10 protein-coding genes are annotated in these 12,576 nt (G+C 63.9%); 3 read left to right on the forward strand and 7 right to left on the reverse strand.

The genetic code is table 11. The features are described 5' to 3' along the window. Nucleotides 1-21: 21 nt before the first annotated feature. Nucleotides 22-984, reverse strand: a complete 963-nt coding sequence (locus tag AC3G7M_RS02790) for a substrate-binding domain-containing protein (RefSeq protein WP_489214198.1) — start codon at nucleotides 982-984, stop codon at nucleotides 22-24. A gap of 369 nt (nucleotides 985-1,353) precedes the next feature. Then, nucleotides 1,354-2,670, reverse strand: a complete 1,317-nt coding sequence (locus tag AC3G7M_RS02795; RefSeq protein ID WP_489214199.1) for an LLM class flavin-dependent oxidoreductase — start codon at nucleotides 2,668-2,670, stop codon at nucleotides 1,354-1,356. A gap of 217 nt (nucleotides 2,671-2,887) precedes the next feature. Between AC3G7M_RS02795 and AC3G7M_RS02800 the strand changes: the two genes are divergently transcribed. Continuing rightward, entirely contained in the window at nucleotides 2,888-4,606 is a 1,719-nt protein-coding gene (locus tag AC3G7M_RS02800; RefSeq protein ID WP_489214200.1) for a putative bifunctional diguanylate cyclase/phosphodiesterase, read from the forward strand. A gap of 74 nt (nucleotides 4,607-4,680) precedes the next feature. Here AC3G7M_RS02800 and AC3G7M_RS02805 read toward each other — a convergent pair whose 3' ends face one another. The 5 genes from AC3G7M_RS02805 to AC3G7M_RS02825 form a co-directional block, all read right to left on the reverse strand. Further along, on the reverse strand, nucleotides 4,681-6,258 hold the full coding sequence (locus tag AC3G7M_RS02805) for an aldehyde dehydrogenase (NADP(+)) (RefSeq protein WP_489214201.1): 1,578 nt from the start codon (nucleotides 6,256-6,258) through the stop codon (nucleotides 4,681-4,683). A gap of 29 nt (nucleotides 6,259-6,287) precedes the next feature. Then, nucleotides 6,288-7,214, reverse strand: coding sequence for a dihydrodipicolinate synthase family protein (locus tag AC3G7M_RS02810; RefSeq protein ID WP_489214202.1), 927 nt, complete (start codon nucleotides 7,212-7,214; stop codon nucleotides 6,288-6,290). A 27-nt stretch (nucleotides 7,215-7,241) separates the two neighbouring features. Then, a complete protein-coding gene (locus AC3G7M_RS02815) occupies nucleotides 7,242-8,969 on the reverse strand; it encodes an IlvD/Edd family dehydratase (RefSeq protein WP_489214203.1) in 1,728 nt (575 codons plus the stop codon). Between the two features lie 101 nt (nucleotides 8,970-9,070). After that, on the reverse strand, nucleotides 9,071-10,297 hold the full coding sequence (locus AC3G7M_RS02820) for an MFS transporter (RefSeq protein ID WP_489214204.1): 1,227 nt from the start codon (nucleotides 10,295-10,297) through the stop codon (nucleotides 9,071-9,073). A gap of 110 nt (nucleotides 10,298-10,407) precedes the next feature. Beyond that, entirely contained in the window at nucleotides 10,408-11,157 is a 750-nt protein-coding gene (locus tag AC3G7M_RS02825; protein WP_489214205.1) for an acid phosphatase, read from the reverse strand. Between the two features lie 89 nt (nucleotides 11,158-11,246). Between AC3G7M_RS02825 and AC3G7M_RS02830 the strand changes: the two genes are divergently transcribed. Next, nucleotides 11,247-11,603, forward strand: a complete 357-nt coding sequence (locus tag AC3G7M_RS02830) for a winged helix-turn-helix domain-containing protein (RefSeq protein WP_489214206.1) — start codon at nucleotides 11,247-11,249, stop codon at nucleotides 11,601-11,603. Nucleotides 11,604-11,688: 85 nt separating this feature from the next. Next, nucleotides 11,689-12,567: an extracellular solute-binding protein gene (locus tag AC3G7M_RS02835; protein ID WP_489214207.1), complete on the forward strand. Its 879-nt coding sequence runs from the start codon at nucleotides 11,689-11,691 to the stop codon at nucleotides 12,565-12,567. Nucleotides 12,568-12,576 lie beyond the last annotated feature (9 nt).

Here is a 12,576-nt window from a genome sequence, read left to right on the forward strand (position 1 = left end):
CGCATCTGACACGATCACGCTCTAGCGCGTGCCGGCCTTGGCGAATTTCGCGACATCGGCGACGTTGGAACTATCGACGAAGGCAGGTCCGGTCAGCACCGGCTGGCCACCACCCACGACATCGCCATTCACTTTGTTCAGCCACAGGAAGTCGACCGCGAGATAGCCTTCGACGAAAGGCTGCTGATCAATCGCCCATTGCAGCTTGCCCTGCTGGATCAGGCCGACGGCCCGCGGTGTCAGGTCAAACGTGCCGACCTTGGCCTGGCTGCCGGCCGTATCGGCCGCCTGAATGGCGGTCGGTGCGAAGGGCGCGCCCAGCGTCACGATATAATCGACGTTCTTGTCCTGCTGCAGCTTGGCCACGATGCGGGATTGCGTCGCGGCCATGTCGTAGCCCGGCACATACAGAACGTAGAAGCTACCTTTGAAGGTCGCCTTGATGCCGTCGCAACGCGCTTCAAGCTGCACCGCACCCTGCTGCTGATCGACGCAGACGACGCTTTTCGCGCCAAGCTTGTTGAGCTTGTCACCGACCGCGCGGCCGGCGATCGTCTCATCCTGGCCGACATAGGAGAGCAGCCCGATATCCTTCCAGGCATCCGTGCCTGCATTGAATCCAATCACCGGAATATTTGCGGCGATCGCGTTCTTCACTGTGGTAGCCTCGGCATCCGGGAAAGCGAGCGTCAGCGCGATACCGTCAACATGCTGGGCGATGACATTGGTCACAAGCTCGGCCTCGCCCGAAGCGGTCGGGTTCGAGAGATAGAGCAGCTTGACGTGATCTTTCTTCGCCGCGGCATTAGCGCCCTTGCGGATGATGTCCCAGAAGGTATCGCCCGGCTGGGCATGGGTGATCATGGCGAAGGTATATTCGTGCTCGGACTGCGCAAAAGCGCTGACCGGGCTGAGCGACGTGGTGAAGGCGATAGCAGCGATCGCCGCAGAGCAAGCGACGGCTTTCCGCAGGATAGTTTTCATTCTTTTTGTTCCTTCCCTATGGCCCTTATGGGCAATCAACGCAGGCGCATCTGGTTTTGATTTGGACTTGTTGTTTGCGACGTACGAAGACGACTGGCGCGCGGCTGACCTTTGCCGGCTTTATCCTCCCTCTGACGGTTTATTCTTGGTCTTGTCGAATGCTTGTTGCGTGTGGTCAACGGTTCAGTCAGGCGCCCGAGCGCAGCTTTTCAAGCCGCATCCTGCTCCTGCGCTTTTGGCCTATTTCGACCATGAATTCCAGTTTTTTATTTATATCGACCACAAATTCCATACGTCGTCGCGGAGCCGTAACACGGCCTGCGTGCTAACGCCTTGAAAAAACTAAAATCTTGTTTTCTGTCTGGGAATTTAGTCCTGTAGGTGCTCCCGCAGGGTGGCGCTCGCATACTCTTTTCGGAACAGGCCACGCTCCTGCAGGATCGGCACCACCGTCTTGGTGAACTGCTCGTACATGCCCGGGAAGGTCGTGGGCGTCAGCACGAACCCGTCACAGGCATGGTCCTGAAACAGATCGATGAGCCGGTCGGCGATCATCTCCGGCGTGCCGACCAGCTGCGGACACAGCTCGCTCGTGGCAAAACGCCGCGCTGCCTCGCCGAGCGTCAGCCCTTCCGCCGCAGTCCCCTGCAGAATGACGTCGAAGGAACCCCGCGACCCCTGCTCGACCTGGATGTCGCGCAGCGGCTGGTCCGGGTCCATCTGCGACAGGTCGATGCCAATCTGGCCGGAGACGCAGGCCATGCCAAGCTGGGTATCGACCAGTTCGTTGACATAATGCGCCCGCTCCCGCGCGATTGCGTCCGTCTCGCCGATGACGCAATCGATCGAAGGCAGCACGACGCAGCTTTCCGGCGCGCGGCCGAACTTCTGCATCCGCCCTTTGAAATCCTTATAGAAGGTCTGCATGTCGCTTTTCTGGTGCTGCAGGGTGAAGATGATCTCCCCCCAGCGTGCGCCGAAATCCCGCCCCCGCTCGGAACTGCCCGCCTGCATGATGACGGGATGGCCTTGCGGGCTGCGTGGCACGGTCAACGGCCCGCGCGACTTGATCCACTGGCCGTCGTAATTGGCGTAATGAACCTTGGCGGGATCGGCAAAAATGCCTTGCTTCTTGTCAAGGACGAGCGCCCCCGCCTCCCAGCTGTTCCACAAGGCCATGCAGGCTTCCAGCACCTCGTCCGCCCGGTCGTAGCGCTGGGCGCGCCCCGGCATCTCGGTCATGCCGAAATTTTGCGCTTCCAGCGTCGAGGTCGAGGCGACGACATTCCAGGCGACGCGCCCGCGGCTCAGATGGTCCAGCGTGCCGAGCATGCGTGCAATCTGATAGGGGTGGTTGAAGGTCGAGGAATAGGTCAGGCCGAGGCCCAGACGTTCCGTGACCCGCGCCATCATCGGCAGGATGACGGATGGGTCGAGCAGACAGACCTGGCCGCCCCGCCCCAGCATGGTGTCGTAGGTCTTGCCGTAGATGTCGTAGATGCCCAGGATATCGGCAAAGAACAGCGCATCGAACTTGCCGGCTTCCAGCACGCGGGCAATGTGCTCATATCGTGCCGGCTCCAGGATATTGTCGACCTCCGTCTCCGGGTGGCGCCAGGCGCCGTGATGATGGCAGGTCGGCCCTGTCATCAGGAAAGCGACCAGATGCATCCTACGTTGCGACATGGCACGTCCACTCCTTGGTCTGCGTCGTAAAGGTCTCGTCGGCCACGGCTATCGTCAGGGAGACGGATAGGACCACCGGTCAGGACTATCGGGTAGCAATATCGGTGCCGCTCGCCTCAAGCCTTGCCACAGACCGCAATGGTCAAGCCGTTTACGCAACATCCAGCTCGTCGGGCGTACAGACGCGTTGGTCCGCCAAGCTCCAGGAAAGGCTTCAATGACCCCGCCCGACACGACGGATGCAGCGAAGACAGCAGCCTCCTCCGCGCGGCAGCTGCGCCTCTACCGGGCCGTGGCCCGTGTGGTTCCGCTCGGCTACCGCAACAAGATCATGCTCATTGCCTTTGTCGGCACCCATGTGCCGCTGCTGACGCTTGTCATCTTCTTCGCCCTGCGGACGGAGAACTTCCGGGCCGCCCTGCCGGTCATCGGTATCGCACTGGTGGCGACCTTGCTCGGCACCGGGCTCACTCTGATCATTCTCAACGGTCTGCTGCAGCCCATTCTGATGACCCGCAGCGCCGTTCACGCCTATGTCGCGCACGGCCACTTGCCGTCGCTGCCGACCGATTGCACGGATGAGGCAGGGCAATTGATGGCCGATACTGTTGCCTCGCTGCTGCGGCTCAATGCCGTTCTTGAGACGCTCGCCTATGTTGATCGGGTCACCGGCCTGCCCAACCGCGATGATCTTCTGAAACGTCTCGACGTCGAATTAGCCCGGCGCCAGCCCATCGCGCTTTGCATCCTCAGCCTGCAGAACCTGGATGAGATCATGGCGGCGTTTGGAGAGGTCGGGGCCGTGGTGGCACTCCGCACCATCGGGGCCCGGTTGCAGACCATCGCCCAGAAGCATGCCTTGATTGCACGCGTCGATGGCCGGCGTTTTGCCATCAGCGCTACTCTGACGCCCGAGGCGCCCAATCTGACCGAGCAGGCGGAAACCATCCTCGCCCTCCTGGGTCGTGACATCCAGGAAAATGGACTGCTGATCACGCCCCAGGTCACCGCAGGCATCGCCCTGGCGCCGGAAGATGCGCAGGACTCTGTGTCCCTGCTCGATGCGGCACAGGCCGCAGTTCCTACCGTGCATGCGGATAGCGTGGCCTTCTATGCGCCGGAAACCCAATCCAGCGCGCGCCTGCAGATGAACGTTCAGCGCGCGCTACGCCGGGCCATCGAGCAGGACGCGCTATCGCTGCATTACCAACCGGTCGTTCGCTTCACCGCTGGCAGTGTCACACCCACCATCATCGGCGCCGAAGCGCTGCTGCGCTGGACCGATCCTGACCTGGGTGCCATGGCGCCGAGCGTTTTCATTCCCATCGCCGAGCGCAGCGGCCTGATTGACGAGATTGGCCCCTGGGTTCTGAAGACCGGCTGCAGCCAGATGCAGGAATGGGAAGCAATCGTGCCGCCGAACTTCCGGCTCGCCATCAACCTGTCCGCCCGGCAGTTCAGCGACCAACGCCTGGTGCAATTGATCGCGGACTCAATCAGCGGCCATCGCCTGTCCCGCGATCGGCTGGAAGTGGAGATGACGGAGACCGCCGCCATGCAGGACCGGGCCACAACCCGCCGGGTCTTCGGTGCGCTGCGGGAACTGGGCGTGACCGTCGCAATCGATGATTTCGGCACCGGCTATTCGACCATGAGCCAGCTCCGCGACATGCCTTTCGACACGCTCAAGATTGACCGCGAATTCGTGCGTGACGTGGATGGTTCGGCCAGCGGACGGGCCATCTGCAAGGCCCTGATCGAACTCGGCCGCGGCCTCGATATCGCCGTGCTGGCGGAAGGGGTTGAGCGGAGCGAGGAAGTCGCCACCCTGCAAAGCTACGGCTGCGCGATCTTCCAGGGTTTCCACTTCGGCCGCCCCATGCCGGCCCCGGCCTTCGCCGAGGCATTGCGCCAGCAAGCGACTCTGACTGCCTAAAACCGGGGCGACTCCGCTTGCAAAGAACGCGGGAGAGAGCGGCCCAGCCCTCTCCCGCCGGCAGCCCAGGCTGATCAGAGCGGCGCCGTCACGCGCCCGTCCAGCCGCCGCCACAGGCCCAGCGGATTGGCATCGCGCAAGGCGTCCGGCAGCAGCGGCTCGGCCACGTTCTGGTAGCAGACCGGACGCAGAAAACGCCGGATGGCGAGCGTGCCGACCGACGTCGTGCGGCTGTCCGATGTCGCGGGGAAAGGACCGCCATGCACCATGGCATGGCAAACCTCCACGCCCGTCGGCCAGCCATTGATCAGAATGCGCCCGGCCTTGGTTTCCAGCACCGGCAGCAGGGCCGTGAACAGCGCCTCATCATCCTCCGTCATGTGAACGGTAATGGTGAGCTGCCCTTCCAATCCCTGGATCAAACGCGCGAGCGCCATCAGATCGGCATCGCTGACCAGCAGGCCGGCTGCACCGAAGACCTCATCGGCCAGATGCGGCGTCTTCTGGAAGGTCGCGGCATCCGTGCCGAAGAAGGCGGCACCCGCCTTGCCCTCCGCCGTATGGCCCGCGCCCAGCGGCTTCACCCCGGCGGTGCCGGAGAGTTGCGCCACGCCTTTTTCATAGGCGGCGAGAATGCCCTTATGGAGCATGACGCCGGCTGCGGCATCACCCAGCGCCTCACCGGCAGCCGCCACGAAAGCATCGAGCCCGTCCGAGGGGATCGCCAGCAGAAGGCCCGGATTGGTGCAGAACTGCCCCGCTCCCATGGTCAGCGAACCGACGAAAGCCTTGCCCAGGGCAGCACCGCTGGCAGCCAGCGCGCCGGGCAGGAGAAGAACCGGATTGATGCTGCTCATCTCGGCATAGACCGGGATCGGCTCGGGCCGGGCCGCCGCGATCTTGCCAAGAGCCAGACCGCCGGCCCGGCTGCCAGTGAAGCCCACCGCCTGAATGCGCGGATCGGCGACCAGGGCCGAACCCACACCATCACCCACACCGAACAGGAGCGAAAAGACTCCTTCCGGCAATCCCGCTTCCTTTACCGCCGCCTGGACGGCGCGGCCGACCATTTCCGATGTGCCGGGATGGGCCGGATGGCCCTTCACCACCACCGGGCAGCCGGCGGCGAGTGCCGAAGCGGTGTCGCCACCCGCGACCGAGAAGGCAAGCGGGAAGTTGCTTGCGCCGAAAACGGCGACCGGCCCCAGGGGAATCATGCGCATGCGGATATCGGGGCGCGGCAGCGGCTTGCGGTCCGGCAAAGCCGGGTCCAGCCGCACATCCTGCCAGCTGCCTTCGCGCACTTCCTGTGCGAACAGGCGCAGCTGGCCGACGGTCCGGCCACGCTCGCCCTCAATCCGCCCGCGCGGCAGGCCGGTCTCGGCGCAGGCGCGGTCGGTCAGCGCATCGCCCAGGGCGTCGATCTTCGCGGCGGCGAGTTCCAGGAATTTGGCGCGTATTTCCGGCGGTGCCGCGCGATAGGCGCCGAAAGCGTCGGCCGCCAGGGCGCAGGCGCGGGCGACGTCCGTCTCCGTCGCACTGCCATAGGCAGGGTCGAGGGCGGCGCCCGTCGTGGCATCAAATCCCTGGAAGGCCTGGCCCGTGCCCCGCACTGCGGCGGCACCGATCAGCATCTCTCCGGTCAAGCTCATGCGTCTCTCCTCTGTTTCCGGCTCAACACTCACTTGCCCCAGCGCAGGACAAGCGGGTCAAGCCGGCGGGCGGCATCAATCAGCCCGGCGCGGGTTTCGGGCGACAGCGGCACCAGCGGGTGACGCGGCGCATCGCAGGCAATGATACCGCCTTCCTTCATCAGGGCCTTGCAGGCAAGCAGACCGCCCTGACGGTTTTCGTAATTGATCAGCGGCAGCCAGCGGCCGTATCGCTCCACCGCCGCTTCCCGGTTCCCAGACAGATAATCATGAACGATGGGTTTCAAACCATCGGCATAGGCGCCGGCGGTCATGGCCCCGGTCGCACCCGCATCCAGATCGGCCAGAAGGGTGATCGCCTCCTCCCCATCCCAGGGGCCTTCGATGGCGTCCCCGCCCAGACGGATCAGCTCGCGCAGCTTGGAGGCGGCCTGCGCCACTTCGATCTTGAAATAGGAAACCTGCTCGATCTCCTTCGCCATGCGCGCCAGGAAGGGCGCGGATAGCGGCGTGCCGGCCACGGGCGCGTCCTGGATCATGATCGGAATGTCGATCGCATCGGAGACGACCTGGAAATAGCTGTAAATCGCGGCTTCGGGCACGCGGAAGGTCGCGCCGTGATAGGGCGGCATGATCATGACCATGGCGGCACCCTGGTCCTGCGCGCGGCGGCTGCGCTCGGCGGTCACGCGGCTGCTGAAATGCGTCGTCGTCACGATCACCGGAATACGGCCCGCGACATGCGTCAGAATGGCGGTCGTCAGCATCTCGCGCTCGTCATCCGACAGCACGAACTGCTCGGAGAAATTCGCCAGGATACAGATGCCGTCGGAGCCGGAATCGATCATGAAGTCGATCGCCCGCAACTGGCCCGGCAGATCGATATTGCCGTTCTCGTCGAAGATGGTCGGGGCAACCGGGAAAATACCCGTGTAGCGCCGCTTGATATCCGCCATGTCGTTTCGTTCCTTCCCTTTATCGTTTCAATGATTGTCGCGCGGCACCGCGGCGCCGCTGCGGCCGACCAGAAAATCAAGGTCAGCGCCTTCATTCGCCTGCAGCACGTGATCGATATACAGCTTGGTATAGCCGCGCATGGCGGCGGGTGCGGGTGGCGCCCATTCCGCACGGCGCTGCGCCAGATCGGCGTCCGAGACATGCAGATGCAGGCGGCCCCCGGGGACGTCCAGCGTGATCAGATCCCCGTTCTGCACCAGCGCCAGCGGCCCGCCGGCGGCGGCTTCGGGCGCCACATGCAGCACGACGGTGCCGTAAGCCGTGCCGGACATGCGCGCGTCCGAGATGCGGATCATGTCGCGCACGCCCTCTTTCAGCAGCTTATGCGGCAACGGCATGTTCCCGACCTCGGCCATGCCCGGATAGCCCTTCGGGCCGCAGTTCTTCAGCACCATGATGCAGGCGGCGTCGATATCCAGCGTGTCGTCCTCCACGGCCGCGTGCATCTCTTCCACGTTCTCAAAGACCACGGCGCGGCCGGTATGGTTCAGAAGCTCCGGCGACGCGGCGGAAGGTTTGATGACGGCGCCATCGGGCGCCAGATTGCCGCGCAGGATGGCGATGCCGGCATCCGGCTTGAAGGGCGATTCAAAAGACGTAATCACCTCTTCATTCCAGCACTCGGCGCGACCCACATTCTCGCCGATCGGGCGGCCATTTGCGGTCAGCGCGCCCTCATGCAGCAGTCCCTGTTCGATCAGGGTCTTGAGCACCACGGGCAGGCCGCCGGCGTAATAGAAATCCTCCATCAGGAACTGGCCCGACGGCATCAGGTTCACAAGGCAATGCACGCCGCGGCCAAGCCGATCGAAATCATCAAGGCTGAGATCGACGCCGACGCGCCGGGCGATGGCCAGAAGATGCACCACGGCATTGGTTGATCCGCCAATCGCCGCCAGCGTGCGAATGGCATTCTCGAAAGCTTCGCGGGTCAGGATCTTGGACAGAACGAGGTCTTCATTGACCATCTCGACAATGCGGCGGCCGGAAAAACGGGCCAATTCGTTGCGGCGGGCATCGACCGCGGGAATGGCGGCATTGCCGGGCAGCGAAACACCCAGCGCTTCGACCATCGACGCCATGGTGGAGGCCGTGCCCATGGTCATGCAATGGCCGGAGGAGCGGTTCATGCCGGCTTCCGCCTCATGGAATTCCTCAAGCGTAATCTCGCCGGCGCGCAGCTGCTCGCTCATCGAGATGATATTGGTGCCCGAGCCGATGATGCGGCCCTTATAGACGCCGCGTAGCTGCGGCCCACCGGAGACGCCGATCGTCGGCAGATCGGCGCTTGCCGCGCCCATCAGCAAAGCAGGCGTGGTCTTGTCGCAGCCCATCAGCAGCACGACGCCGTCCAGCGGATGGGCGCGCACCGCCTCCTCCACATCCATCGAGGCGAGGTTGCGATACAGCATGGCGGTCGGCCGCATCGTCACCTCGCCCAGCGACGAGACGGGGAATTCCAGCGGAAAGCCGCCGGCATCCAAAATGCCGTAGCGGACATGCTCAGCGATCGTGCGGAAATGCGAATTGCAGGGGTTGAGTTCAGACCAGGTATTGCAGATGCCGATGACCGGCCGGCCCTCGAACTGATCTTGCGGAAAGCCACGGTTCTTGAGGAAGGACCGGTAGTAGAATCCCATCTTGTCCTGCCGCCCGAACCATTCCTGGCTGCGCAGGGGCTTCTTTGTCGTCATGGCATCCGTTTCCGCTTACTGGTGTTTTATCGTCATCGTCTTGGTGCGAATGTTCGGATGATAACGCCGGCAGCCAAGCTTCGCTACCGGGGCGCGCATATTTAATCGCCCGGCTGGGTCGCCTGATGCGTTCCGGGCGCTGCCTGCTGACGGCTCTCCCGGATGCCCAGGACGAGCAGTGCGGCGACGGTCGCCGGTAGGGCAAGGGCAAGAAAGGCTCCCTGCCAGCCCAGCCAGACGACCAGAAAGCCCCCAACAATACCAGACAGCGCCCCACCAATGCCCTGAATGGTGTTGAGGGTGCCCAGCGCCGTCTGCGTGCGTCCGGTGCCCCAGGTCATGTCGGCGACAACGACGGGAATGCCGACGCCGATCAGGCCTGAACTGATGCCGTCGAGAATTTCGACCGGTATGAGCAGCCACGGGTCCGTGGTATTGGCGGCAAGCAGCGCACGGATGGGCAGCGCAAGGCAAGCAAGGATGAGCAGCCAGCGGCGGCCGCGGCGGTCCGCCATATGCCCCGCCCAGAGCGCCACCGGAATCATCACCGCCTGGACGATAATGACATAGATCGCGAGCCAGTCCGTGCCATTCTGCCCGGTCGCGATCAGGCGCTGGCAGATCAGCGCCAGCATATAGCCGTTGGCGAGGTTAAAAAGGGCGAAGGCCACCGCCAGTCGCGCCAGGCCGCCGTGACGCAGGATATCGCTGATGGCAGACCGATGCTCGACCTCGTCCGGTTCATGCTCCGCCCAGCCATGGGCGCGCCGTCCGTTGAAGGCGTGGATCGGCGTGGCGGCAATGGCGATGATCGCGCCGAACGCCATCGTGCCAAAAACCCAGAAGGGCGCTGTGCGCCCCAGCGCCGGCCCCAGCAGCATGATGGCGGCCGCCGCGCAGACGATGCCGGCATGGTTGAAAGCCTGGTTCAGACCCTGCTGGGCCGGAAAGCGGTTCTTGCCGACGATGCCCAGGGTGAACAGGGTCAGCGCCGGCAGCAGCAGCGTGCCCCCCGCCCCGGCCAGGCACTGCGACAGAATCACCCAAAACAGGCCATGCCACGGCACGATGATGGCGGTGCCGAGCAGAATGGCACCGCAGGCCCCTGCCAGCAGCAGCCGTGGCCGGCTCGTATGATCCACGATCAGGCCCGCTGGACCGTTCAACACCAGGGCAAAAAAGCCGATCACGGTCATGACCGAGCCCACATGGGCGGGGCTCCACCCGCTTTCCCCGGCAAGCCACGTCGCCAGGAACGGCCCAAGGCCGCCCTGGATATCCCCAGTAAAGAAGTTAATCAGGGCGAGATGGGCTGAAGCGGATATCAAACCGGGGCGATCCTCAGGCGCTGCCTGTTTGCCATATGGACGATAATCTGTCGCCTAGAAGGTCAGGCTGCGCGCCTCACCCACTCTTGCGGCATAGACGGTACGGTCCGTCAGCGGTCCATGTCGCCCATGCTCGGCAGTCCCAGGGCCTGCCGCACTTCGGCCCGCGCTTTATAGAAATCGTTCAGGAATTTCTCGTCATGGAAGAAAGCACTGTCGATCACCGTGCCGGCAATGCGCCCGGCTTCGACATCGGTCGGGAAATGGGCTCCGGCGATGACGCGATTATAGCCATATTCCGCCGCGCGATCGTAAATGAGCGGGGCCTTTTCCGGCACCATATTGGCCAGGATGATGGCCATGACATAAGCCCAGGTCGTGTGCCCGCTGGGATAGGATGGGGTGTGCCGCGGGTCGACCATCGGTGACAGGTTGCTATCGACCATGAAGGGGCGCGGCCGGTTGAAATAGGCTTTCGTCTGGTTGACGATCTGCTTTTCATCCGCATAGACGCGGGCGAAAAAACCTGTCGCGAAGGGCAGATTTTCCGGCGCGAACTGCGGCCCCATCACATCGGCAAAGCGAAAGATGGACCGCTGATGGTCCGCCTCGGCCTTGACCGCGGCCTCGGCCGTGCGGGACGCCTGGGCTTGCAGGACGGTGGCGATATCGGCGGATTCCTGTGCGGAACCCAGCGCCGGCGGCGGTGGCAGCAAATGGTCCAGATCGGCCTGCGACGGATCGATGTAATAGGCGCCAGCCGCCTTGTCCTTTGCGCCATTGCCATGCGCCATCGCGCCCGGCCCGCTCAGGGCCAGCATGCAGGCAGCGACAGTCCCGTATAGCCATGCGCGCAACACCGACGTCTCCATTTTATTTCGGACGGCCTATAATTCAATTTCGCCAGGCGGTCATCCGACAGCAAGATGGCACCTGCGTCATCGGGAGAATGCCCCTGCCCGCTATACGGTTTCGTATTTATTTCGACGGCCGGGGGCATATCGGCCCCGGCAAGATCGAATTGCTGGAGCATATCGGCCGGCTTGGCTCCATCGCGGCCGCCGGCCGCGCCATGGGCATGTCCTATCGCCGTGCCTGGGAATTGGTGGAGGAGACCGGCCGTATCTTCGGCCGGCCGGTGACCACGCGCCATGCCGGCGGCCGCCAGGGCGGCGGCGCCGAGCTGACGCCGCTGGGCCACGCGCTCATCGCCCGCTTCCGGTCGGTCGAGGCCGCCATCGGCACCGCGAGCGCCCAGGACATCGCCGCACTCGACGCTGAAATCCAGGACCCGTCGAAAGTTTAAGGCGGCTGGCCGACTGCGCCGCCAGTCGTTATTGTCCGTCGGGAATAACGCGCGCCGGGCGCGTCCAGGGTTCAGGAGACTTGCCGTGCACCGTCGTGACGTCCTTCTTGCCAGCCTGTCGCTTGCTTTGCTGCCTGGGGTCGCCCTGGCCGCGACCGGCATCGGCCCGGTCAATGTTCTCTATGCAGGGTCGATGGTGAATCTGATGGAGCATGGTATCGGCCCGGCCTTCGATGCGGCCACGGGCGGCGCGTTCCGCGGCTATGCCGGCGGATCGAACAAGCTTGCCAATGAAATCAAGGGCAAGCTGGTCCCGGGCGATGTCTTCATCAGCGCCGCGCCGAAGGTCAATGACAGCCTGATGGGCGCGGCCAATGGCAGCTGGGTCGATTGGTATGTCGGTTTTGCGCAGTCTCCGCTGGTCATCGGCTATAATCCCGACAGCCGCTTCGCCGCCGCGCTCAAGACCAAGCCGTGGTACGAAGTGCTGCAGATGCCCGGCATCCGCGTCGGCCGCACCGATCCCAAGCTGGACCCCAAAGGCAAGCTGACGCTGGAGCTGCTGCAGAAGGCTGAGAGCGTCTACAAAAGTCCCGACCTCAGCGAGAAGATTCTGGGCACGCCGGAGAACCCGGCTCAGGTCCTGCCCGAGGAATCCCTCGTCGGCCGCCTGCAATCCGGCCAGTTGGACGCCGCCTTCTTCTATTCGACCGAGACGACCGATCTCAAAATTCCCTTCATCGCTCTGCCGAAGGAAACCGCGCTGGCCGCGCATTACACGGCCACCGTGCTGAACGCGGCACCGCATCGCGATGCGGCGGTCGCCTTCCTGGCCTTCCTGCTCGGCGATCAGGGTGCGGCCATCATGCGCGACCATGGTCTGACACTGACTGGATTGAAGCTGGCGGGTGACGCGACGACAGTTCCGCCAGTTATCCTGGCCCTCGCCAAAGCCGCACACTAAGCAATCCGC

Source organism: Acidisoma sibiricum, assembly GCF_057837225.1.